This window comes from Bradyrhizobium sp. 521_C7_N1_3 (assembly GCF_052075975.1).
GTDB lineage: Bacteria > Pseudomonadota > Alphaproteobacteria > Rhizobiales > Xanthobacteraceae > Bradyrhizobium > Bradyrhizobium japonicum.
Genome location: NZ_CP197232.1, coordinates 4,460,001 through 4,484,453, shown reverse-complemented (window position 1 = coordinate 4,484,453; position 24,453 = coordinate 4,460,001). Strand labels below are relative to the sequence as shown.

Here is a 24,453-nt window from a genome sequence, read left to right as displayed (position 1 = left end):
TCGAACGGTCCCTGTGGGCGAGCCCACCGATCCCTATCGGGCCCAGCGCGTGATCGCGCGACTCAGGGACTGAAAGGACGACGGCATGGTCAGACTGAGACTCGCGACCTCATCCTTACGCAATGGCCGTACAACAAACACCGTCAAGAAGAAGAGACCTGTAGCCAGCACGGCCAAGGTTAAGTTTCCGAAGTCTGGTCGGGCGTAGCGAGCAAGCAAAGCAAACAGAACGCAGCCGCCCGCCGCTGTTCCGACCTGGAGCGAGCGAACGGGGTCTATTGCCCGCCATGTCTCGACGCGTCGATGGGCGAGCATGATGATTCCGATGCGGATTGCACTTTCTGTGAGCGGAATGAACAGGACTGCGAGAAGGCCCCAACGATCTGCAGTCAAGTAGAGAGCTGCGACCCCCAGCAGCGATACCGGCCAAAGCGCGAGGAAGACGGTGTGCTTAAGCTGAACGCTCGTAACAATCTCGCATATCCGGTAAACGGTCTGAAACAAGAGGATCAACATGACCAACGGGAGCAAGTAGTAGTACGGAGCATACTCCGGCCGTGATACAAGCGCGATGATCTCTCGTCCCGCGAGGCCGGTAAGAATTGAGAAAGCCAGAAAGCAGACCAACTCAAGCTTGAACACCAGCGAAAGCGAGGAAAACACTCGCGCAGGCGCCATCGTGAACCTGGCGAACAAGGGCTCCAGACTTGGGAGAATCATCAGACCGGGAAACGCCCTTTGAATCGAAACGCAAAGACCTTGCACAAACGAAAATGCGGAAAACGTAACAATATCGAGCCCGCCTTTGGCAAATATCCTGACAACCGAGGGACTGGTAATCAACCAACCAATGTTGGACGCATAGATTGATGCGGCGAAAAGCGGAGCATCCTTCGCGCTCAGGCGGGGCATTCGCTGCTCGCTGGTCGCGATCAGAAGACTTGAGATATGCGGCCTGAGCCGGATCAATTTTAAAAGTATGATGATCACCGCAACAAACGTCGTCACAGCCGATATTGCGATCACCGTAGCGCCGCTGATTTCATGACCGGAAACGGCAAGCAGGAGTACGCACGCGCTTCGCAAAAGGACATCGATCGTTCCCGACATCGCGGTCGTCGCGTGCACGATCCAGCTTTGCGCCAACATCTCCAAATCGGTCGTCACCGCATAGCCCGCATACCAGACAGCGAACGCGCAGATCGTAAGTATCCCTTCACCCATCAGCAACGTGTCTCGCGCGAACGTCGCGAGCAGACCAATTGCACTCAGCGCCACCAGGATAGACCCCCCCCTTACGAGAGCCACCCTCTTCAACAGGGCCGCGAGCCCTTGATAGTCACCATCCGCTGTAAGCGATGGAACATAACGCAGCAACGTACGATCAATGCCGAACGAAAGTACCCGCTCCATCGTTAAAAGGATGGCAAGGAAGATCGCATAGGTCGCGTAGCCGCTCGGCGGTAGCGTTTTCACCACAAGGATCTGAAAGAAGAATCCCAGGAACAGATTGATGAACTTGAACGCGTAGTGGATCTGGAACGCGCGATGAATATTGATATGCTTATGTGGTCCTTCGGTATTCACGGCCTGTCGGATCCGCACAGAGACTCCAGATCGAGGTTACAGGCATCGCGAGCGTTCACGTCGATCGCCACCTTCGACCTCTCACTCTCCGTCGTGAGCGACAGAGCGCGCACTCTGGCTCCATCAGGAATGCTTACCCCGCCGAAAACCACTGCATAGCAACCAAACTCGACGCCGTTTCCCACTGAAGGGACCGCACTTGAGCTCTCACCCTTGTTTCCCAACGTCACGCCGTGTCGCAAAACGCAATCGTCGCCAATCCGAACGTCAGGGTGAATGCATATGCAAAAAGGATGAAATATCCGCAAGCCCCAACCAATCCGTGTTCGCGCCAAGATATCAATCTTGAAGAAGAAGCATACCGTTTTGTAAATACAGTTGGACAGAGCGTAGAGGACACGTGTCTTGTCAAACTCAAAGAAAAAATTGGTTAGACGAAAGCCAGCAATAAACATCTTTACTCGGATCGATTTATTTCTCCGCAGCTCCCTTCGCAAATTAACAAAGAACATTTTTTCACTCATTAGCGCGACAACCGCAGCGTTTCGACCGTGAGCGGCTTGAGGGGGGAGATTCTAGACCTGAAGAGCCCGAAGAGCATGCCTATCGTGAAAACATGCCAGCCAATAACCATATAAATTCCATTCGAAAGGGATTTTTTCCAAACTGTTAGGGCCGCGATGATGGCGGCAACTCCAAGAAGAGCCAAGGCAGCAAACGCTGCTCCATAAGACGTAAACGAAGCAAGCAATGCGAAGGCAGACCAGTATCCAAGCACAGCGACCCAGAGCTTAAATTCGCGAAGCGATCGTATCACACGCGCGAAGTAGCCTGCGTTGATCGATGCACGCAGCATTTCGCCTGGTGCGAAAATGTATCCCATTTTCACACGGTGAAAGAGCAAGCGATATGTGCTACTAGTATGACCAAAGTGCTTGGCGGCCGGGACATTCAACCGCACAAGTTTCCAACCGCTAGACCGAAGTCGCGCTCCAAGGTCGAACTCCTCGTACCCGTGTAGATTTCGATCCGTTAAGTAGCCGAGTTCATCGATCGCGCTCCGTCGATAGAGCCCCCCGCCTGCAAGGCGATCAACCTCACCTAATGGATTCAAGTGAGAAAGATTTCGTGCGCGGTTCTTGAATTCGATATTCTCCATCGACATTTCGTCGATCCTGCCCCCTACCCCAGCCACGTCGGGATGGTCGTTGAGGAAGGCTAGAGCAGTCTTTATGAACTCCTTGTCCAGAATCATATCTCCATCCATGAGACAGAGAAAGTCGCCTTTGGCGTGTGTATAGCCGATCTGCGGACCTGCTCCACAACATCGCTCACTGGCGTTCGCCATCCTGAAAATCGAGATTGGATAAGGGAGGGCACACTCAAGCGTCTTGTCTACAGAAGCGCTATCCACAAGCACCACCTCGCCTTCCGGGCTCGGAAGCGCCGCCAAGGCGCTCTCGATTGCCGAAGCGATATGCACTTCCTCATTGTAGGCTTTAATAATAATACTGACGCGGGTCACGAGAAACTCACCTGATTCAGCGTATCGGAGAACTACGAAGCGTTCGCGGCTTTCAAAATGCAATAAGCCACAGACTGCGTCGAACGCGGTTGCGGTGTGCCGCCAATTTAACGTTTGATTACGAAATGGCGAGTCCTGGAGCGTCGGGATGCTTAATAGGCGTTTCGCGCGCTCGCAACCTCAATGCACGTCCTCAACAGGATCTTCAGATCCAACAACAGGCTCCAGTTGTTGATATACCAGAGATCGAGCTCCACCCGGCGCTGCATTTGTTCGACTTGACGTGTCTCGCCCCGGAATCCGTTCACTTGGGCCCAGCCAGTGATGCCCGGCTTGACGTGATGGCGAAATGCGTAGTCCGACATTATTTCTCCATACTGGATGTCATGCACCAATGCATGCGGTCGCGGACCAACCAGCGACATATCACCCTTCAGGACGTTAAAGAGTTGCGGAAGCTCATCGACGCTCAAGCGGCGCAAGTGACGACCTACTCGTGTTACTCTCCGATCGAAGCGCGTCGCCTGGACAACCTTGTCAGCGTCTTCGGTTACGGTCATGGTACGGAATTTTAGAATCCTGAACTGCTTGGCGTTGAAGCCGTTTCGTCGCTGACGGAACAGGACCGGTCCCGCGGAATCCAACTTGATTGCAATCGCGGCAATGAGAATCGGCGGCCACAATAGAAGGAGGAGTGCCAAGGCACCAACGACGTCAAACACACGTTTCAAAATATGCTCGACGCGGGAGAGCGGACCACGCTTGATTTCGATCGCAAAATTTGGCTGCCAAGCAAATGTGAGATTTCGCGTCAGCCCCCGAACAATCCGATCCGGGAGCAATTGAACAGGAAGCGGCGAAGCCCGCATGCGTTCGCGTATGAGTTCCAGCCTCCGCGACTCACTCCAGGAAACTGCCAATACGATCGCTTCGGCCCCTTCTTGCCTTGCGCTCTCCATAGCTAGATTGAGCACGCTCAGCTCGCTGCGGGTTAGCTGCATGGTCGAAAGGCTTGGGCTTGGAAGAGCTAAGCGGTCGATTTCGCTCAGGCCGAAATCCTTCAATAACTGCTCGCCGTCCAGCGCCGCCAACTCATCCCGCGATCCAACGAGGACGGCTCGGCGACCAGCCAGCAGTCCTTCGGACACGACACCTTTAATGGCGCGCGTGACGGCCCACCGCGCGACCGGCAATGCCGTGGCTGTCAGAGCGACAAAAGTGACAATCGAACCACGCGAAAAGATCGCGCCAACCTTGAGCAGGAAAGCCAACAGGGCCAGCAAGAGACCGACGACAAGCCAACGATTGATGATTTTCCGGTAAACGGCATGTGACGAAACAATGGAGCCGAATTGGTAGAATCCCGCCGCATGCGCCATCCACAAGTAAAGGATCGCGGCGACGCTTCCCGCCAGCGCAAAGGCATCAAAATTGCTAACAACCTGGCCTGAAAACGCTCGGTAGATAGTGCAGCCTAGAATGCTCGACACGATAATGACGAGAAAATCGACCCCGGCGCAAAAGTACCCAGCCATCGCGTGAGGAAATCGGAGCCGTGACTCCTTGCTTACCGAGCCGACGCTATCACGAGAGAGTATCGCCTCGCTCGACGCCAACTCGCCGCTACTGTTTGGCATGAAAAATCACTCAAAAATACGCGGTTCGAAAACTCGCTTGTTAAACAAGCTTGCTTTGACCATATTTTTGATTGACTGTTAAATTAATTTTAGATTAATGCAGATTTAATTTTAGCACGGCATGCCGCCTCGCGCCCTCTGAAACACGCTGACTCCTACCTCAAATGGATGTTGGCGACGCTTTTTCGTTAGGGTTGTGCTTGCAAAAATTGAGGCTTAGCGAGCGCGGCTTGCGGCATTCGATTGCGACTGCGGAATGGTGGACTTCCGCGTTCCAAGGAGCGGGCATCAATTCCGCGCTGAGACTTGCGGCCATGGCACCAGATGGAGATATTAATCGAGGCCGACCTTAATGGCCTCGAGACCTGCCGTCCGCTCACGTCTTGAGCCCCACGACACGATGGTAGCCCAAAGCCTAGCATTTCCTGGTGTCTGCATGCGGGCGAACCGATAGGGCGTCTTCGACCAAACTCGGATTTCGGCGGTTAGGTTATCGAGAACGAGGTCAGCCGACGCCGTCCGCACCACCAGAACAAGGTGATGCTCGCCTGAGGAAGTAATCACCTCGCTCAAAAGCAAGGCGCGCGCCGGCCAACCTCGCGCCAGTAGCTCATGCCGCTTAGTCACCGCATAGTCGTTACAGTCGCCAGTTTGGGGGCCAACAATCCAGGTTTCAGTTGCAAGGCCGCCGAGGTTGGCCGTTGGCATAATCGTGCCATTTACAGTGTTGTTGACTTGGACGACATCGGACCATCGCGACGAAGTCAGCTTAACGGGCCCGCCGCGAAAGATCCGTCTTCGAACTGTGCATTCTGCAGGGTAATCCATGCAGAACCTCACATGAGCCATCGGCGCCAACACCGGCACGCTGAGCTGAATTCGTTCCAATTGCGCCCGCAAGCCGCGCGACATATCGGAAATTCCCGCATTTGCTCCATCTGAGATTGCGGCGGATAGCAGCGCAATCGTCACCGCGGCAATTTTTGGAATCTCACGCATGTCGATTTGCTCCCCCGCATTACCGAAAGCATCATGCGCATGGGCAATTTGAGATTTGGCCCTACTTTGTCGAAGCTTTTTACTCAACTGTCGCGGACTTTATTAACCAACCGCCCCGCCCGCTACACCCGCGCTTGCAAAGGCTACCGCGAATGTCGCTCCGCATGCAGCGAGCCGACACCGAGCAGAGGAAGATGCCTTGTGCAGCGCGCGGCTTGCGAAAGGTGCTTGACCGCGGCTGAACACTTCAGGCTGCCGCAGTTTCCGGCGGCACCCTTCCTTAAATACCGACAGCATTTAATTTGAGGCGACGACGCCGCGACCGCATTGAAATTCGTCGTTGAGAATTAAGTATTTCGGTCGATTTGATGCAAAATGGAATTATACCCCGCTATGTTGATCTGCGGACATGAGGTTGCGAAAAAATTACGAGGAGATGAATGCTCGCGGGAACTACACCCAAGGCCTCGAAACAACGTGTTGCGTTGATTAGCGGCATTACTGGACAGGATGGAGCCTATCTGGCCGACTACCTTCTAGGCCTCGGCTACACCGTGCACGGCATCAAACGGCGGTCGTCCTCGTTCAATACCGCGCGGATCGATCACCTCTACAAGGATCCGCACCACGGCAACGTGCCGTTCTTGCTGCACTATGGTGACATGACGGATTCGACCAACCTGATCCGGCTCATGCAGCAGGTCAGGCCGACCGAGATCTACAACCTCGCGGCCCAGAGCCATGTCAGCGTCAGTTTCGAAAGTCCAGAATACACGGCAAATGCCGACGGGATCGGCGTTTTGCGTATGCTGGAAGCGATTCGGATTCTTGGCATGGAGAAGGAAACGAGATTCTATCAGGCATCGACCTCAGAGCTTTACGGCCTGGTACAGGAAGTGCCGCAAAGGGAAACGACGCCGTTCTATCCCCGATCGCCCTATGGTGTCGCGAAGCTGTATGGCTATTGGATCACGGTGAACTACCGAGAGGCGTACGGCATGTATGCTGCGAACGGCATCCTGTTCAACCACGAGAGCCCGATCCGCGGCGAGACCTTCGTAACGCGCAAGATCACGACCGGCGTGGCTCGTATCGAGGTCGGCCTCGAAGGCACGCTCTATCTCGGCAACCTTGAGGCCAAGCGCGACTGGGGCCATGCGCGTGATTACGTCGAAGGCATGCACCGGATACTGCAGGCAGACGCGCCTGACGACTTCGTGCTGGCGACCGGAGAGACCCGCTCGGTTCGCGAATTCGTCGAGCTAGCCTTTGCGGAGGTCGGCCGTGCAATCGAATGGCGCGGCAGAGGCGTCGAAGAAACTGGCGTAGACCGAACTTCGGGCAAGACCGTCGTGCGGATCGACCCCAGGTATTTTCGTCCGACAGAAGTCGACCTCTTGATCGGAGACGCAAGCAAGGCGCGCGAAAAACTGGGATGGCAACCAAAGATCCCGTTCACTCAGCTGGTGAAGGAGATGATGGCAAGCGATCTAACGATCGCCAAGCGGGAGGTCGCCAATGGCAGACATCCCGTTTGAGCTCCAGGGCCGGCGCGTCTTCGTCGCCGGCCACCGTGGGATGGTCGGATCTGCGCTAGTGCGCCGGTTGGCGCGCGAAAATGTGGAACTGCTGACCCTGCCCCGCAGCGAGGTCGATCTGCGCGATCAGACCGCGGTAAACGCCTGGTTCGCCCGCAAGCGCCCGCATGTAGTGTTTCTAGCGGCAGCGAAAGTCGGCGGTATCGCTGCCAACGACAAGCTGCGCGCGGAATTCCTTTACGACAATCTGACGATCGCAGCCAACGTGATACACGCGGCCTACGTCGGTGGGGCCGACAAGCTGATGTTCCTCGGCTCGTCGTGCATCTATCCCCGGCTGGCGCGGCAGCCGTTGCGCGAGGACTCGATACTGACCGGTCCGCTTGAGCACACCAACGAGCCTTATGCGATTGCCAAGATCGCTGGCATCAAGATGGTCGAGGCCTACCGTAGCCAGTATGGCGCCGATTTCATCAACGTGATGCCAACCAATCTCTATGGCGTCGGCGACAATTATCATCCCGAATACAGCCACGTGGTTGCCGCTCTAATCCGCCGCTTCCACGAGGCGAAGGTCTCTGGTGCAAAGAACGTCGTGGTCTGGGGGACGGGCACACCGCGCCGGGAATTCCTTTGTGTCGACGATCTTGCGGACGCCTGCATCTACCTCATGAAGACCTACTCCGGCGATGAGCCAGTCAATATCGGCACCGGCGAAGACATCACAATCTCTGACTTCGCCCGCCTGGTCGCCACCGTGGTCGGCTATACAGGCGGGATCAGCTTCGACCCATCAAAGCCCGACGGCACGCCACGCAAACTGCTCGATATTGAAAAGATCACCAAACTCGGCTGGCGCGCTGTCACTCCGCTTGCCGAGGGTATCGCACTCGCCTACCGGGCGCATCTCGATCGGTAACGAGACGAACGCATATATTCTCAAGTCGGCGAAAAGAGGTACGACCAATTTCGTCGTGCAATGAGCGAACAATGAGGTTAAAGCGGAATTCTATTGACGTCGCATCAGGGGGAGATCGGCACGTTTGCATTGATGTCGCAGGCTCGAGTTTCAGCGCAAATATTATTCCTTGTCGTAGCTCTAGCACCCCTGCCCTTCGGGTCGATGGATGCTTGGGTCGAGGCGCTTTGGTGTATCGTTCTCGGCGCCGCCGCAATTGCAGCCTCCCCCGACCGCCTCCGGCGCCATCATGTCCCCATCTTTTTCGTCCTCGGGATTGTCGTTGTTGCCTACGCGGTGGTTCTGCATGAACAATTTGCAATAACCCCCTGGTTTGGTGCTTCGCGTCCCTCGCCCTTGTGGACGCGAACCAGCGAGTTGCTGGGTGTTCCATTGGCTTCCACGGTGTCTATTGCACGCCATCAACCGATCTATGCACTTGGAGCTCCCTTTATCGTTATTCTCACCATCATCTGCGGCATCATCGTCGGGAGCGACCGAAGCTTGGCGATCCAACTACTCAAAGTTGTTGCCTGGTCCGGAGCTACGTACGCGATATTCGGCCTTGCGTCGTTCCTGATTGATCCGACAAAGGTGCTGTGGGTCGAGAAAGAGGCTCATCTCAGTTACTTGACTGCTACGTTCACCAACCGGAACACTGCAGCCGTGTATTTCGGCAGCTGCTCGATTGTATGGCTTCTATTTACGTCCGAAAGCATTCGTACTTTCGCTAAACACAACGGGCTCGCTTGGGGACAGGTCTTTTCTCGGATTCTCTCGGAGGCACCTCGCGACGTCCTGCTACCGTTCTTTATGTTGTCACTTTGCGTAACAGCGATGTTCATGACGGGCTCCAGGGCTGGGATCGTTCTCTCCCTCGCCGGCCTCGTCCTCGCGCTGCTCCTGTACTTCTATCGAGATCTACCGGGGCGGTCCGGAGCCCTCATTGCCTTCGCTATCAGCCTCGGTGTGGTGATCGCCCTCTTTCAGATCCTGGGGGCCAGCGTAAGCGGACGATTCAGCGCCGAAGGGCTTTCTGATGCGATGCGGCTCGATACCTACCGGTCAACCGTAGCGAGTATCGCGGATCATCCCTGGCTAGGTACCGGCATTGGAACCTTTTCTTCGATGTTTCCTGCTTATCGGTCCCCGCACGCATCGATGTGGGGAACGTGGGACCGCGCTCACAACACGCTGCTGGAGATTGCCTCTGAAGGAGGTCTCCCGCTTACGATGACGATCGTTGCAGCCTGGGGTTTGGCGCTCGCTGTCCTGATCAGAGGGGTAAAGGTGCGCAGGCGAGATCGTATCGCTCCCATTGCCGCATTGGCGATTTCAGCGGTCGCTTTGGCTCATTCCCTGGTGGATTTCTCGATCCAGGTACCCGGATTTGCAATCACGGTATTTGCGCTTCTCGGCGTGGGACTGAGCCAATCGTTCCCCAGCGGCAATCGGGTTCAATGAGCCCCGCGCTAGCGGCCCAGCACCTATCTGGCAGGATTTACGATATTTAAACTTCAACCGCCCGCCGAGCGATCGGGCGCGCGGACCAATTGTGTCAGCCTCCCCACCGTGATATTGATTTTTAATTAAACTTTTTCGTAAGTTAATGGGAGATTTAACTTGCCATTTGATCTTTGTCGCAAATGTGCATTTGCCGCCACTGGCTGGATCCTGTTACTAGCGGCCGTGGGGCTCTCCACGCATGGAGTTACGGCACAGCCGTCCCTAACCTCGGCCGATTTTCAGAGCAATCCCGGAAGCGTACTCGAGCGAAACAAGGATGGAGGCGCCATCCTGCTGACATTAATTCGAAATCTCGCGGTCGACGATCCGGCGACGCTAGCATCGATTTTAAATCTGCTGTCGACCGCCAACAAGGATCAAAAATTGGCGATCGGTGGCGGGCTCGCTCAAGCAGCCAAGATCGTTATCGTCTCTAATCCAACCTACGCCAACGAAATTCAACAGGCGATAATCCGGACAAAGGATCAGGACGTCGTTCTCGCTTTTGCAGCCACGTCGGGAGATCAGCCGACTGGCGAAACGGGTGCGGGTGGCGGCGCGGGCGACACAGGCGCCGGATCGGGTGGCGGATCTAGCGGGCAGACCGGCTCCACGAGCTCCAGGTTCGGGACGCCGTCTGCGCAATCGATCGGACAAGGTGGTGTGACGGTCGGAAACTTCTCACTCTCATCGGCTGCATCCAGAGCGTCAGCCCCCAGTTCGATATCGAACAGTGTAAGCCCCTAGACCCACACTGACTCCCGATGGCCAGCATTCCTCGATTAAGCGCTAAGCTTGTCGGTTATTCGGCGACGAGATTTCCCATTGGAACGACGGCGCGCCTTGACGCAACACGTCGATCATCCGAAAGTCCCCATGTTATATTCTGAAAAGTCACGGGTCGATTTTGAGTTGCCGCGACCACCCGAATCGGCGGCAGAAGGCCTCAATCGCTTTGTTGGATTCTTGCAACGCCAGTACTTGATCATATTGATCACAGCGCTCTCGGTCCTTGCTCTCGGCCTCGTATACGTGGTGACCGCGCCCCCTCGTTTCACAGCCCAAACCACCCTGATCATAGACACCCGCAAGGTTCAGCTCTTTCAACAGCAGTCTATTCTGGGAGACATCCCGATCGACTCGGCGTCAGTGGAGAGCCAAATAGAAATATTGAAGTCGGAAAAGGTAGCTCTCTCCGTAATTAAAACACTTCATTTGATCGAGGATCCGGAATTTTCCGGATCACAATCCGGACTTTTTTCCTCGGCTTTTGGTTTGGTGTCCGCCGTGCTCGGCTCAAGGGACACCGCCTCAAACTTTGAGCTTACGCGGTCGGCGATTCGGACCTTTCAGTCTCAACTCACCATTAAGCGGATTGGCCTGTCATATGTGATTGAGATCAGCTTCAAGTCGCTGAGTCGCGATCGCGCTGCGGAGATCGCCAACGCCGTAGCCGAAGCCTATATCGTCGACCAGTTGGAGGCGAAGGACCAAGCAACCCGACGGGCAAGTGCCTGGCTGCAGGACCGCATCGGTGAACTACGCAATCAGGCAACCTTGGCGGAGCGTGCGGTTGTCGACTTCAAGGCAAAGAACAACATCGTAAACACCGGTGGCTCCGGCGGGCGGCTCGTCACAGAGCAACAGGTATCCGAACTCAACAGTCAGGTCGTGGTCGCGCGGGCGCAAACCTCGGAAGCCAAGGCCCGGCTTGATCGGATCGAAGCGGTATTGCGAGCCGACTCTCCCAATTCAACTGTCAACTCAACGGTAGCAGACGCCCTCAAGAGCGAAGTGGTGACAAAGCTGCGTTCACAGTACCTGGACATCGCAAATCGCGAAGCGGATTGGGCACGCCGGTACGGAACGGGTCACGAGGCAGCCGTCAACCTTCGAAGTCAAATGGCGGAGATTCAGAACTCAATTCTCAACGAACTTCGGCGCCTCGCCGAAACCTACAAGAGTGACTTTGAAATCGCTAAGCAACGCGAGGCCGGCGTTCAACGTGAGTTGGAGAATGCGGTCAGCCAATCGAAGGCGACTAACCAGGCCCAGGTGTCATTGAAAGAGCTAGAGAGCGCCTCCCAAACCTACCGAACTCTCTATGACAACTTTCTGCAGCGCTACATGGAATCAATTCAGCAGCAATCCTTTCCAATCAGTGAAGCGCGCGTAATCTCTCAGGCAGCACCTCCGACGCAGAAAAGCGATCCAAAGCCAGCGCTAGCGCTCGGTCTTTCCGGAATCGGAGGACTGATTCTAGGACTTGGCCTGGCAATCTTGCGCGATCTTTCGGATCGGGTGTTCCGAACCGCCGAACAAGTCGAGGCGGAACTCAACGCCACATGTATTTCACTCGTTCCAAAGATCAGCGCCGGAAAGCCCCCTCGCGATCCTTTGGATAATCGGGTGGGAGCTAGCGATCGCGCCAACCGAACAATCACGAGAAATCGAGGCTTGATCTGGACCGCTTCGAACAATCCATTCTCGCAGTTCTCAGAAGCGGTTCGGGCAATTAAACTGGCTATCGATGTAAGTTGGGATGCGAAATCCTCCAGGGTTATCGGAATAACCTCGGCGATTCCTAACGAAGGCAAATCGACGTTGTCGGCGTCGCTCGCACAGCTCATCGCCCAAACCGGAGCAAAGGTCTTATTGGTTGACTGCGATTTGCGAAACAGTGCGCTCTCCAACCGCATCGCTCCGGCAGCCGAATTTGGGATCATCGATGGGATAATGGGCAGAAGGCCGCTTTCCGAGCTTCTGTGGCGGGATCCGAAGACGAATATGTCTTTTCTGCCGGGCGCTGTCAGCTGGGACAATGAAGTGCATCCCAATGAGCTTCTGAATTCGAGTGAAGCCCGGCAATTCTTCGACGTCCTCCGCAAGAACTACGACTACGTTGTGGTCGATCTTTCGCCGCTTGCGCCGATCGTCGATGTACGTGCGACCACCCAACTCATGGATGCCTATGTTCTCGCGATTAAGTGGGCGCATACGAAATTTGATGTCGTCGCCCAAGCGCTCAGGTCGGCGCCTACGATTCAAGATAACATCCTCGGAGTCGTGTTGACGCAGGCTGACGCTAAAGTGCTGCAACTCTATTCGGGATACGGGAATGTCTATTACGGCGAGAGGCCGGCCTCGTCAGTTTCCACTGCACGATAAAGATTTGAATGCTCGAACTGTCTAGAACACAGGTGTCATTGCTTGTGCGCGCCTTCGTTGGCGGCTTTGCCCTGATCGCGATACTTTGGGGATGTTGGACGCTCCCGCTGTTTTGGAATCAAGGCTTCGATGAATCGGTCGCGCGCGGAATAATTTCTGGTCGCGCGTTTCGGCCGGAAATCCTTTCGCAGCTCAAGTCGGACCTTGATGCGATCGAGCAGTCGCCGTTCTGCAGAGCTTCCGCCACGAGAAGTGCAGCAATCATTCGACTGAGGATTGCCGAGCAGACGCTCTCGGCAGGCAAGGCCGAGACCATCGATCAGGAGTTCGATGCGCTGCGGAGGGCCCTCGTCACCACACTGTCCTGCTCGCCGGCCGACCCATTCTCATGGCTCGCACTCTTTTGGCTGAGAAACAACCAGATTGGGTTCAAGTCCGAAAACCTCCAGTACCTGCGTCTGTCTTACGAGCTTGGTCCTAGCGAAGGATGGATTGCACTGAAGCGCAATCATATCGCATTTTCCGTTTTCGAGGCGCTGGATCCCGCGTTAGCGAAGACGGCGATCAGAGAGTTTGTTCAGATTTTGAATACCGGCCTCTACACGGAAGCCGTTGAGATATTCACCGGTCCAGCGTGGCGCGTTCGCGATCAGATATTGCCACGGCTAACCGAAGTTCCGATACGCAACCGTGAAATCTTCGCGGATGCACTTCGCAATCGGGGCTCCGAAGTCATTGTGCCCGGCGTATCCGACCGACGGCATCCTTGAACCTCACGCGGATCCATTTGACATGCGGAGACCAATTTGATTTCGCCCCCGACCCAAGATGATTCAATGCTCCGCAGCGGCGAAGAACGTAGTTTGCACCTGATTGAAGGACGACTTCGCGTCGCTGTTGCCACGCCGCTAGGTCTCGATGGGCGCGGTGGTATCGATCGCTTAAACGACAGCATATTTGAGACCATTGAGCAGCAACAACCGCACTTGAACGTTGAGGCAAGTCGCCTGGTCACGCGAGGTCAGCGCGGACTCATTGTGGCTCAATTTGTTTTCGCCATTGCTCTGTTGAAATTCGCGTGGCTGGTCCTCTTTCGACGAATTGACGTGCTGCACATACACCTATCAAACTGGGGAAGTAGCTATCGAAAGACGGTTATGGGGGCAGCAGCTCGCCTCTTGAGGGTTCCCTACGTGGTCCACTTGCACGGATCTGGATTTGACGAATTTCTGGCGGTTGCCCCGACCAGGTTGGCGAGAGCGGTTGACCTTCTCTTTCTGAAGAGTGTGCAGATCGTCGTACTGGGCGAGTATTGGGCTCACGCCGTTCTGATGCGTGTACCGCAGGTTCACGACAAGATCACAGTTCTGCCCAATGCCACGAAGCTAAGTTCGAAACCGCAACTTCAAGCCCCTGATTCCCGGATAAGAATCACGTGCTTGGGGCAACTCGGCGAGCGCAAAGGTACCCCGCAGCTGATAGCTGCATTGCAGATGTTGTCGCAGAGACAGGACTGGACGGCAACGATTGCAGGCGACGGCTCCGTTGAAGAAAGCCGCTTGGCTGTGGCGAAACACGGTCTCGTCGGCAGGGTGCTTATTCCGGGCTGGTTGAGCTCGGAGCAAGCCGACGATCTTCTTTGCAAAACCGATATCCTGGCGCTCCCCTCGTACGCCGAAAACCTCCCCATGGTGATATTGGAAGCATTCGCCCACGGCGTGCCCGTGATATCCACCCCCGTTGGTGCAATTCCGGAAGTCATTGCCCCTGAACGAAACGGCTTCCTGGTGCCGGCGGGTGATGTGTCAGCCTTGAGCAGTGCGATCGAACGATTGATCGAAGATCCCGAGCTACGGTTGCGATTGGGAAGCACCGCTCGCGAAGATCAAGCTCAACGATACGAAATCAACTCCTACGTCGAGAAATTAACCGCCGTCTGGCGGAAAGCGTCCTTCGTTCGCAAGTCCATGTGACCGCAACAACACCGAGAATCGTGGTCAACCGGCGCGCAGCACAATCTTAGATTGCTCAGCAAAGCCATCATTCCCTTTGGCGTTAAATCTAAGCAAATCAACCAAGCACCTTAAAATCCTATTTATCTTCGGCATTAAATATGCATTAAACGAGATATATAAATTGCAGATTTATATCTCGGGTGTTTTCGTGAATATTAATGTTGATGTATCAGCGGCGAATTGCGTACCACTATCTCAGGCATTGCTGGTAGGCACTCCCGTCTCGACAATCAGTCTAGACCAACTGCTCGCCGCTTTTGAGACATGGACCCTGGACTCGCAGGACCGATATGTCGTCTTTCGCGATGTGCACGGCATCATCGCGGCGCGCAACAATGCTCAGTTGGATCTTGCTCACCAAGCCGCCGATATTGTTGCACCTGATGGAATGCCGTTGGTTTGGGCCCTTCGAGCGGCGGGAGATGGTCCAGTGTATCGCGTCTGCGGCCCGGATGTGCTGCCCGCGGTCTGCCAGCACGGATTGTCGCGAGGCTGGCGTCACTATTTCTACGGTGGCGCCGAGGGCGTCGCAGATCTCCTTGCTGAAGCACTCGTCAAGAAATACCCCAACCTAAAGATTGCAGGAACGCAATGTCCACCTTTCCGGCCTCTCACCCCTGAGGAGGATGAGATCGCTTGCGCGAAAATCCGAGCTGCTGCGCCTGACTTCGTCTGGGTAGGACTTGGAACGCCAAAGCAGGAGATTTGGATGGGCCAAAACAAGGGGCGATGCGGTGGCGCAACTATGCTCGGGGTTGGTGCAGCGTTTGATTTCCACGCCAATCTGGTTCGGCGGGCGCCGTCGTGGATGCAACGGAGTGGGCTGGAGTGGGCCTATCGCCTTTTCACCGAGCCAAAGAGGCTTTGGAAAAGATACCTGGTAATGGCGCCCATATTCGTGGTGTTGGCGGCGAACGAGATAATCAGAAGGCGATGGTAGCCAGGAAAGATCAGGGACCACGATCGCGCCATGCACAGCAAGCGAATGCTTTTTCTAAGGATCGCTCGTAGCCGGCTGCGGTAGCACCTGGGTCAACTTACAGGCTACGGCAGCCCGACAGACGCACGCTCGCACTGACCATTGAAAGCCCATGGCCTATGTCGAAGCTCGCACAGCGCTCTACTGTCAACCGCAGATCCAAATCGTCAAGCGGATTTACGACGCCCAGTTGCATTGCGCTTGTTTGCGCTGATTAGAAAATCAACCAACTTCCGACCTGCCTTGAGATGAGGAACCAGCCACTTTGGTTGCTTACCGCGACCGGACCACGTCTCGGAAGGGTCGTTGGGATTTTGGTACTTGGGAAGCACCGGCGGATACTTCCGGCGATCGCTGGCCTTCAGCGGCCTGCCTGAGATCCTAGGCTTTTCGATTTGGGCGCTGCCACTGAGCTTCGCGAGACGCTCTTCTAACCCCTGCTTTTCAAGCAAAATCCGGTCAGACAAAATACTGCAAACTTCCTCGTGAAGTTTCCAGAGTTCGTCGATAGATAGTGACTTCAAATCGAACGTGCTTGGCCGCATTTTTCGCTCACTATTGATGAAACAAACCTCGTTCCACCAAATCCCGTAATAGTGGTTCGATCTATTCAGGCAACTCACCAGAAGTTGCAGCGTTCCTACTGCCCGTCCATCTTATGTAAACAGCAGCCGATTCGGGCAATATTGCGCATGTGCGAGTTGGAAATACTCTGTTGTTCGGAAATAAATTCGTAAAGTCTCTTCTTTGAATTGATGCGATCGCTTGGGCGAATGCTCCCGCTGCCTAAAATATCCCCGCGCCCTGATTAAACCTTGCGCAATCAGTTGGCACCCAATGAAGCGCAGGAATTCCGGCACAACCGCATTCGGATTTCCGGATTTTCGCTACAGCAATAATCTATTTAACGTATTCCGGCGACAGCAATTAAATAGATCGACACCGCTTCTTAGGAGTACCCCGTTCTCGCAGGTCCGCAACGGTTGGCGTTCCGCTGACTGAGACGACATAACTTCGGCAAATATCTGCGACGACCCAAAGAGTGGCGGCGTATCTTGCGGGCGCCAATTGAACGGTACCATGCTGCTCAGGCGAGAGATGGCTGTCGGCTCGGGGTAAGGTTGACTTATTAGCTTAACGTATGAATTTAATTGCGTTGCCGCTCGAATATATTATCGGTCGGTGGGAGACAATTGCCACCTCGACTTCAACATTGGCAAGGCACGCAACTGCATATTTGGCTCGGCTTCACAGCCAGCTATCAGAAGAAAAGAAAACGGTTTGGAAGCGCATGGAACACATTGATTTAGCTCAACAATTTCGAGAATTGGTCGATTTGCGAAGGAGGGTCGGTGAAGCGGAAGCGAATAAACTCAGGCAATCTTCTCAATTGAGGCGCAACGTTCTTCAGAAGCCAAATCGGGTCCCTTCAAGACGCGTAAAACGGCCAAGCAGCCGTGTATCACGCTAGCGTACCCGCAGATGATTACCGTAAAAACACGGGAATCAAAATCTTTGCAAGCGCTGCATTAAATTGAGAGCTCCCCGGGAGAACGCTGCGCCAGCAGGGGAGCCGAGGCTTAAGTCCGGCTACCCCAACCGCAGGGCATGCCTATACTCAATTTAATTGCATTCGCTCATTTGAGAAACTCAGAATCGTGTGGCTGTTTATTGGCTTGTCGCTCATCTTACTGGTCTTCGTTGCAGCCGCTTTCGTCGTATACATCGCGTTTAATCTTCCTGAAGATATCTATTTCGACGAGGATTAGAGAGGAGGCCAGCTACACGAAGCTGTTCACCTATCCAGCGCGCCACCTTCAGCAAACGCTGTCCTGGATTATTCGTCTCAGCTTTCCTGCGGTCGGCGGCACTTCCGTTGACGTTATGCAAATCACTCATCGCAAATTGACGAGGGTGCCCCTCGTTTGCCGATGCTCGTTGTTGGTTGCTAGCGTCCGGCGTCGGCTTAAGAGACGCTCGCCTGGGCCGGAGCCTGTCCAAGCCACGTGACCGGGGTCGAATTGGGCGCGAAGATCGAGGCTGATCAATCGGCGTCTGCTTTGCACTAAAAGCCACCAGTCTATGGGGTTCTACTGTTTATCGGCTATAACGCTTCGTGAAAAAACTAGATCGCCACTGGTTTGAGCAGCGAGAGCTAACTTAGCGAGCGCATGCCTCCGGATTGGTAGCTACTGCAAGATCTCCCCTCAGCGTGTGCAGCAATGGACCTCCGACAGCTCGAGTATTTCCTCCGAGTCGCGCAGCGCAGGAACATATCGGTTGCTGCTGCGGACCTGAACATCGCGCAACCGACGCTGACCAAGAGCATTAAGCTCTTGGAGGAGCAGCTTGGCGTCACATTGTTCGAGCGCCTACCGCGCGGGGTGGCGCTGACCTCGTTCGGGACCACGCTGCTGCGTCACGCCGAAGCCGTGCACGTCCAGATGAAGGATGCTGGCCAGGAGATTGCCGCGCAGCGCTCTGGCGCGATCGGCACCGTCGTGATTGGCGCGGGCCCGACATGGCTGCGGCGCTACCTGCCGGCGGCGCTCGCGCGTACGATCTCTGCACATCCGCTGATCCGCGTCCGCGTCGAGGCCGGCTTCGACGAGTCGCTGCTCCGCGCGCTGAGGCAAGGCGAACTCGACTTTGTCGTCGCCGAAATTCCCTCGCCCGAGGACCAACGCGAGTTTGAGACCCTGACACTGACCTCCGATCGGCTCGGCGTCTGTTGCCGCCGCGGCCATCCGCTGACCCAACGCCGGCGGGTCAGCATGAGCGATCTATTGCAATATCCCTGGCAAGCCACCGCATGCGACGCGGGCCCATCGGCGGCTCGACGCGCTGTTCGTCGCGAATGATCTGCCGCCACCGAAAAGCGTGCTCGAAAGCGGATCCGTCGCCCTTCAACTCAACGTCCTCCGGCAGTCCGATGCGCTCGCCACCACCGTGTCGAAAACGCTGCAAACATCTGAAGGCAATGGCCTCGTCATGCTCAATGTTCCCGAGCTCGCGCTGACGCGCGATGCCGGAATCATCATGCGCAAGGACGGCTGGGTGTCACCGGCGGCCACGGGGATCATCGATGCGCTCAAGGCCGTATGCGCCGCGGAGACAGCGGGCCGCAAAGGCGATTCATAGCTTTTATCTATACCTACGGCACAATTATCTCTTTGTAAGAATACCTAAATCCTGTTTTGCTTGGCCTCCGACAGAGCCGGAATCGGCCGAAAAGCGGGCGGGAGGATTGAGATGCCGGGACAGAGCGGGAAGCGCGGCCTGACGCGCCGTCAAGTCGTTGGTGCAGGTGGCGCGGCCGCGCTCGGGCTCGCTGGGCCGTGGCGACACGCGGCGGCGGCCAAGGTCGCGCCGATGACCATTGTGATCAACCAGTCGCCTTGGTTCGACAGCTTCCGCAAGACGGTCGAGCTCTACGAGAAGGAAACCGGCAACCAGGTCGAGCTCGACGTCAATCCCTTTGCGGGATCGCTGGAGAAGCAGCGCAACTCCGTTCGTGCCGCGAACGGCCAATACGACCTGCTGATCATGAACTCCGGATGGGTCGCCGAGATGTATTTCGGTGGCTTCGTGGAGCCGATCACGGCGATCGATCCATCCTTCAAGCTCGACCCTGACGTCTATGCGCTCGACAACACCGTCTATTTCGATCCCGACAAGAAGACGATGTCGGCAACCGGCAAGCTGATGTCGGTGCCGATCTCGCCGCTGATCCCGCTGCTCTTTTATCGCAGCGATCTCTACAAGGAAGCGGGCCTGAAGGCGCCGGAGACCTTTGCCGAGCTCGAGGCCAACGCGAAGAAGCTGCACAAGCCGCCGAGCCGCTACGGCATCGTCCAGCGCGGCGCCCGCGGCCCGGCCTCCGTCAGCTACGATTTCTATCCCTACCTCTACGGCTTTGGCGGCGGCATCTTCAAGAATCAGGCGGCTGGCGACTACACTGTCACGCTCAACAACGAGGCCGGTCGCACCGCGCTCGACTATTATCTGCGGATCGCCAAGGAGGCCGGCCATCCGCAGACCGCCTCGCTTGACCAGGCTGAGGTGATCCAGAACATGCTGACCGGCAAGGCTGCCCATATCATGGTGGTGGTCTCCGCGTGGTCGCAGATGGACGATCCGGACAAATCTGCCGTGATCGACAAGGTTGATTTCGCGGTTACGCCGCACGCCGACGGCTTTTCCACCGGGCCCGGTCTCGGCCACTGGCTTGGCGGCATCGCCCGCAATGTGCCCGATGATCGCAAGCGGAGCGCGCTAGAATTCCTGCGCTGGTTCCAGACCAAGGAAGCGCAGCTTGCCAATGCCAAGGTGGGCGGGATTCCCGTCAGCGCAGCGACCTATCGCGACCCGATCGCGCAGGAGCGTCGCTACCGTTGGATGAAGCCGCTCGGCGAAGCCTTGCCGCACGCGGTCAACATCTACCAGTTCCCGGAAGCGAGCGAGGTGATCTCGATCCTCGAACTCGGCCTCAACCAGGCCGTCGCCGGCAACTCAACCTCGGTCCAAGCCCTCAACAGCATGGCCGAGCAGATTTTCGGCGTGATGTCGAAGCGCAACTACAACACCGGCAAACTGCCCGCATTGCCGTGAGGCCGACGATGAAGCCGCCCGCGAGCGCCGCCGCGCACATTGCCGCGGTGGTGGTAAAGCCAACCGCCCCGGCGGGCCAGCCGGCCGCGGCCGACTTCCAGCGCGGCCTCGACGAGCGGCTGTGGCGCTGGCTGACACTGTCGCCGGCTTTACTGCTGCTGCTGGCGTTCAGCGTGCTGCCGCTGGTCAATCTGTTCGCGACGAGCTTCTTCACCGTGAGCTGGAGCGGCGGCCATTCGAGCTTCGCCGCTGCTGGGCTGAACAACTACCGCGCTCTTGCCGGCGACACGCTGTTCCGCGCCGGCATCCTCAACACCATCCTGTTCGCCTTGTCTGCCGTTGGCGGACAGATGCTGTGTGGCTTCGTGCTCGCACTTCTCTGCACCGGCGTTACGCGCGGCCGGCTGCTCTATCGCACCATCTTCATCCTGCCGATCCTGGTGCCCGGCATCGTCGTCGGTGCGATCTGGAAGCTCCTGCTCAATTTCGATTTCGGTCTCGTCAACCAGGCCATCGCGCTGGTCGGATTCGATCCCCTCAACTGGCTTGGATCGGCCAACACGGCGCTGGCTTCGGTGATCTTCGTCGACATCTGGCACTGGACGCCGTTCTGCTTCCTGCTGTTCCTGGCCGGCCTGCAATCGCTGCCACAGGACATCTATGAGGCTGCGAAAATCGATGGCGCCAGCGGCTGGCAGGAGCTGACATATGTAACGCTCCCGATGATGCTGCCGACCATTATGGTGACCTTCGCCTTCCGCCTCGTGCTCGCGTTCAAGGTCTTCGACGAAGTCTATCTGCTCACCGGAGGCGGGCCGGGGACATCGACCCAGGTCATGAGCTTCACGCTCTACCAGCGCTTCTTCCGCGAGGATAAGACCGGATATGGCTCGGCCATGTCGGTCGCGATCATCTTCATGACCTGCATTCTGTTGTCGGCCGCTTTCGCGGCGCGCGGGCGGATGGGAGCTGCGAAATGATGGCGTCTCCGCAAGCTCGGTCTCTGATCGCTCACGCCCTGCTGATCGCGGCGGCCGTGCTTGTGCTCGTCCCCGTCGTCTGGGTCGTGGCTGCGGGATTTCGCACCCAGATCTCGCTGCTCTCGGGCGCGTTCTGGTTCACGCCGGTTATGAAGAATTTCAACGAGGTGCTGTTCTCCAAGACCTCGGACTTCCTCGTCAACTATCGCAACTCGCTCGTCGTCGGCACGCTCAGCACGCTGATCTGTCTCATCACTGCCACGCTCGCCGCCTGGTCGCTCCACCGGATGTCGTGGCCGCGCTGGTTCGTGCACATCTTCCTCGGCTGGGCACTGGTGTTTCACATGTTCCCGCCGCTGGCGCTGGCGAGCGCCTGGTTCACCATCATGCGCACGGTCGGCCTCGACAATACGCTGACCGCCGTAGTTCTCGCGCACACCGTGCTCAATCTGCCGATGGCGCTGTGGCTGATGGGCGTGTTCGTGCGCGACGTGCCGGTCGAGCTTGAGGAAGCCGCCCGGCTCGACGGCGCTACGACGCCGGTCCTGTTGCGGCGGATCGTCCTGCCGATCATCACGCCGGGCCTCGCCGCGACCGCCATCCTGACCTTCGTGTTCAGCTGGAACGACTTTGGCGTCGCCCTGACGCTGACCATGAAGCAGACCGCGACGGTGCCAGTCGCGATCGCCAAATTCGCGCAGGACTACGAGATTCTCTACACGCAGATGGCGGCGGCTGCTGCGCTCTCGATCCTGCCCGCACTCGTTCTGCTCATCATCGGCCAGCGCTACATCGTGGCCGGTCTGACACAAGGCGCCGTGAAATAAGACGCGACCAACGAAGGAAATGCCATGAAGACGGTCTTCGTTCTCTTTGACTCCCTGAACCGCCATCTGCTCAGCGCCTATGGCGGCAGGCGGATTCCGACACCGAACTTCGATCGCCTCGCAGCGAAGTCGCTGACCTTCGACCGTCATTATGTTGGCAGCCTGCCCTGCATGCCGGCGCGACGCGATCTCCTCACCGGCCGGCTCAGCTTCCTGCACCGGAGCTGGGGCCCGCTGGAGCCGTTCGACAACGCGATGCCGGAGCTCCTGCATCACGCCGGCATCTACAGCCATCTCATCACCGATCATTTCCACTATTGGGAGGACGGCGGCGCGACCTATCACAACCGCTACGACAGCTATGAGTTCGTTCGCGGCCAGGAGGGCGACCCCTGGAAGGCGATGGTGCAACCACACTGGGAACGGCTGCGCGAGATGTATCACGCGCGCCAGTTCACCACCGACCGGCGCAAGTACCACTCGCAGAACATCATCAACCGCGAGTTCATCAAGGAGGAGAAGGACTTTCCGTCAGTGCAGTGCTTCGCGCATGCCTTCGACTTCCTCGATCGCAATTACGACGCCGACAACTGGTTGCTCCAGCTCGAGACCTTCGATCCGCATGAGCCATTCCACGCGCCGGCTCGGTTCAAGGCACCATTCGACGGTGGCTGGAATGGGCCGATCCGCGACTGGCCGCGCTATGGCCGGGTCGACGAGCTCCCGGCCGAGTGCGAGGAGTTGCGCGCAAATTATTATGCCGTGGTGTCGATGTGCGACTTCCTGCTCGGACAGTTACTCGACGATTTCGACCGCCGCGACATGTGGAAGGACACCGCACTCGTGGTCACCACCGATCACGGCTTCCTGCTCGGCGAGCACGATTTCTGGGCCAAGAATCGCATGAACCTCTATGAGGAAATCGTGCACATTCCGCTGTTCGTGCACGATCCGCGCCGGCCGCAACCCGGTGCGCGAAGCGGGGTCCTCACCCAGTCCATAGATCTCGCGCCGACATTCCTCGATCTGTTTGACGTGGCGCCGCCGCGCGAGATGGAGGGCCATTCGATCCTGAAGGCCGCGTGGTCCACCCAGCCCTTACGCGACGCAGCGCTGTTCGGCTATTTCGGTGGCGCGGTGAACATCACCGACGGTCATTACACCTATCATCGCTTCCCTGCGGATATGAAAACGCAGGAGATCTTCCAGTACACGGTGATGCCGACGCACATCCGCTCGCCGTTCCTGCCGGAGGAGCTTGCCGGCGCGTCGCTGTCGGACGGTTTCCCTTTCACCAAGGGCGCGAAACTGCTCAAGGTTCCCGTGATCGAGCGTTCGCCGATGTATCTCAACTACGGCCCCGGCGCGCTGCTCGAGAACGACACGCGGCTGTATGATCTTGCGAAGGATCCAGGCCAACAACAACCCGTGAAGAATGAGGCGGAGGAGGCGCGCCTCGTAGCACTGATGGCGCGGCTGATGGCTGCCAACGAGGCGCCGCCCGAAGCTTTCGGTAGGCTCGACCTGCGCGAACCGGCAGCCCAGCGAGAGATGTCCTCGTGACCGACAAGGATCTGCGCGCCAAAGTCGGCGATCTCAGGCAGTTCGCGAGCGTCCGGCGCATCGTGCTCGACGACGGAGTTGAGCGCGGCGTGGCCGCGCTTGCCTTCTCCAATGGAGGCGGCCTTGATTTCTGGGCGCTCGCGGACCGATCGCTCGACATCGGGCCGCTGTGGTGGAAAGGCATGCCGGTCGCCTGGCAGAGCATGGCCGGTTTTCGCAGCCCGCATCTGCACCATCCGGAGGAAGATGACGGGCGCGGCTACAGCCGCACCAACTCCGGATTCCTCGTTACTTGCGGCCTCGATCATTTTCGACAACCCGTGCTCGGTCATCCCATGCACGGTCGGCTGCCGTTCACGCCGGCGCGCGTTACCGCGCACGGCGAAGACTGGAACCGGAGTGAGCCCGTGCTGTTCTGCGAGGGCGAAGTCATGCAGTTCCGGTCTGGCGGTGAGGCGCTTCGCCTGAAGCGCCGGATCGAGGCGCCCATCGGCGGCAATCGCATGCGGATCCACGACGTGGTGACGAATCTTGCCAACGATCCGATCCCGCAGGCGAGC

20 protein-coding genes (1 of these 20 cut by a window edge) are annotated in these 24,453 nt (G+C 57.1%); 15 read left to right on the top strand and 5 right to left on the bottom strand.

The genetic code is table 11. From position 1 onward, the window contains the following. Positions 1 to 33: 33 nt before the first annotated feature. The 4 genes from AB7008_RS20430 to AB7008_RS20415 form a co-directional block, all read right to left on the bottom strand. Positions 34 to 1,587: a hypothetical protein gene (locus AB7008_RS20430; protein WP_441259423.1), complete on the bottom strand. Its 1,554-nt coding sequence runs from the start codon at positions 1,585 to 1,587 to the stop codon at positions 34 to 36. Between the two features lie 523 nt (positions 1,588 to 2,110). Then, a complete protein-coding gene (locus tag AB7008_RS20425) occupies positions 2,111 to 3,112 on the bottom strand; it encodes a glycosyltransferase family 2 protein (RefSeq protein WP_441259422.1) in 1,002 nt (333 codons plus the stop codon). 152 nt (positions 3,113 to 3,264) lie between these two features. Next, the gene (locus AB7008_RS20420; RefSeq protein ID WP_441259421.1) at positions 3,265 to 4,749 is read right to left on the bottom strand and encodes an undecaprenyl-phosphate glucose phosphotransferase; all 1,485 of its coding nucleotides are present in this window, start codon (positions 4,747 to 4,749) and stop codon (positions 3,265 to 3,267) included. A 333-nt stretch (positions 4,750 to 5,082) separates the two neighbouring features. Continuing rightward, positions 5,083 to 5,748, bottom strand: a complete 666-nt coding sequence (locus AB7008_RS20415; RefSeq protein ID WP_441259420.1) for a transglutaminase-like cysteine peptidase — start codon at positions 5,746 to 5,748, stop codon at positions 5,083 to 5,085. 440 nt (positions 5,749 to 6,188) lie between these two features. Between AB7008_RS20415 and gmd the strand changes: the two genes are divergently transcribed. The 8 genes from gmd (at position 6,189) to AB7008_RS20375 (ending at position 15,873) form a co-directional block, all read left to right on the top strand. After that, positions 6,189 to 7,286 (top strand): GDP-mannose 4,6-dehydratase, encoded by a 1,098-nt coding sequence (gene gmd / locus AB7008_RS20410; RefSeq protein ID WP_441259419.1) that lies wholly within the window; start codon positions 6,189 to 6,191, stop codon positions 7,284 to 7,286. Then, positions 7,267 to 8,205 (top strand): GDP-L-fucose synthase family protein, encoded by a 939-nt coding sequence (locus tag AB7008_RS20405; protein ID WP_441259418.1) that lies wholly within the window; start codon positions 7,267 to 7,269, stop codon positions 8,203 to 8,205. Before gmd ends, AB7008_RS20405 begins: the two co-directional genes overlap by 20 nt. Positions 8,206 to 8,298: 93 nt before the next feature. Beyond that, positions 8,299 to 9,708: an O-antigen ligase family protein gene (locus tag AB7008_RS20400; protein ID WP_441259417.1), complete on the top strand. Its 1,410-nt coding sequence runs from the start codon at positions 8,299 to 8,301 to the stop codon at positions 9,706 to 9,708. Between the two features lie 159 nt (positions 9,709 to 9,867). Next, entirely contained in the window at positions 9,868 to 10,497 is a 630-nt protein-coding gene (locus AB7008_RS20395) for a hypothetical protein (RefSeq protein WP_441259416.1), read from the top strand. Positions 10,498 to 10,626: 129 nt separating this feature from the next. After that, complete coding sequence (locus tag AB7008_RS20390) at positions 10,627 to 12,918, top strand: AAA family ATPase (protein WP_441259415.1); 2,292 nt, start codon at positions 10,627 to 10,629, stop codon at positions 12,916 to 12,918. An 8-nt stretch (positions 12,919 to 12,926) separates the two neighbouring features. Further along, the gene (locus AB7008_RS20385; RefSeq protein ID WP_441259414.1) at positions 12,927 to 13,688 is read left to right on the top strand and encodes a hypothetical protein; all 762 of its coding nucleotides are present in this window, start codon (positions 12,927 to 12,929) and stop codon (positions 13,686 to 13,688) included. A 66-nt stretch (positions 13,689 to 13,754) separates the two neighbouring features. Further along, on the top strand, positions 13,755 to 14,891 hold the full coding sequence (locus AB7008_RS20380; RefSeq protein WP_441259413.1) for a glycosyltransferase family 4 protein: 1,137 nt from the start codon (positions 13,755 to 13,757) through the stop codon (positions 14,889 to 14,891). A 163-nt stretch (positions 14,892 to 15,054) separates the two neighbouring features. Further along, complete coding sequence (locus tag AB7008_RS20375; RefSeq protein ID WP_441259412.1) at positions 15,055 to 15,873, top strand: WecB/TagA/CpsF family glycosyltransferase; 819 nt, start codon at positions 15,055 to 15,057, stop codon at positions 15,871 to 15,873. A 206-nt stretch (positions 15,874 to 16,079) separates the two neighbouring features. Here the strand turns inward: AB7008_RS20375 and AB7008_RS20370 are convergent, their stop codons facing one another. Further along, positions 16,080 to 16,457 carry an H-NS histone family protein gene (locus AB7008_RS20370; protein ID WP_441259411.1) on the bottom strand — a complete coding sequence of 126 codons (378 nt, stop codon included), beginning with the start codon at positions 16,455 to 16,457 and terminating at the stop codon, positions 16,080 to 16,082. Between the two features lie 1,677 nt (positions 16,458 to 18,134). Here AB7008_RS20370 and AB7008_RS20365 point away from each other — a divergent pair. The 7 genes from AB7008_RS20365 to AB7008_RS20335 all read left to right on the top strand — a co-directional run. Then, on the top strand, positions 18,135 to 18,773 hold the full coding sequence (locus AB7008_RS20365) for a LysR family transcriptional regulator (protein ID WP_441259410.1): 639 nt from the start codon (positions 18,135 to 18,137) through the stop codon (positions 18,771 to 18,773). Next, positions 18,694 to 19,053 carry a LysR substrate-binding domain-containing protein gene (locus tag AB7008_RS20360; RefSeq protein WP_441261224.1) on the top strand — a complete coding sequence of 120 codons (360 nt, stop codon included), beginning with the start codon at positions 18,694 to 18,696 and terminating at the stop codon, positions 19,051 to 19,053. The genes AB7008_RS20365 and AB7008_RS20360 overlap by 80 nt, the downstream gene beginning before the upstream one ends. A 111-nt stretch (positions 19,054 to 19,164) precedes the next feature. Further along, complete coding sequence (locus AB7008_RS20355; RefSeq protein WP_441259409.1) at positions 19,165 to 20,523, top strand: extracellular solute-binding protein; 1,359 nt, start codon at positions 19,165 to 19,167, stop codon at positions 20,521 to 20,523. A gap of 8 nt (positions 20,524 to 20,531) precedes the next feature. Then, complete coding sequence (locus tag AB7008_RS20350; RefSeq protein WP_441259408.1) at positions 20,532 to 21,503, top strand: carbohydrate ABC transporter permease; 972 nt, start codon at positions 20,532 to 20,534, stop codon at positions 21,501 to 21,503. Then, positions 21,500 to 22,330: a carbohydrate ABC transporter permease gene (locus AB7008_RS20345; RefSeq protein ID WP_441259407.1), complete on the top strand. Its 831-nt coding sequence runs from the start codon at positions 21,500 to 21,502 to the stop codon at positions 22,328 to 22,330. Before AB7008_RS20350 ends, AB7008_RS20345 begins: the two co-directional genes overlap by 4 nt. A gap of 24 nt (positions 22,331 to 22,354) precedes the next feature. Further along, on the top strand, positions 22,355 to 23,893 hold the full coding sequence (locus AB7008_RS20340; RefSeq protein ID WP_441259406.1) for a sulfatase: 1,539 nt from the start codon (positions 22,355 to 22,357) through the stop codon (positions 23,891 to 23,893). Between the two features lie 89 nt (positions 23,894 to 23,982). Next, positions 23,983 to 24,453: the 5' portion of a DUF4432 family protein gene (locus AB7008_RS20335; RefSeq protein WP_441259405.1), read on the top strand. 393 nt of this gene lie beyond the right edge of the window; 471 of the gene's 864 nt are visible here — the first part of the coding sequence; its start codon is at positions 23,983 to 23,985; the stop codon falls past the right edge of the window.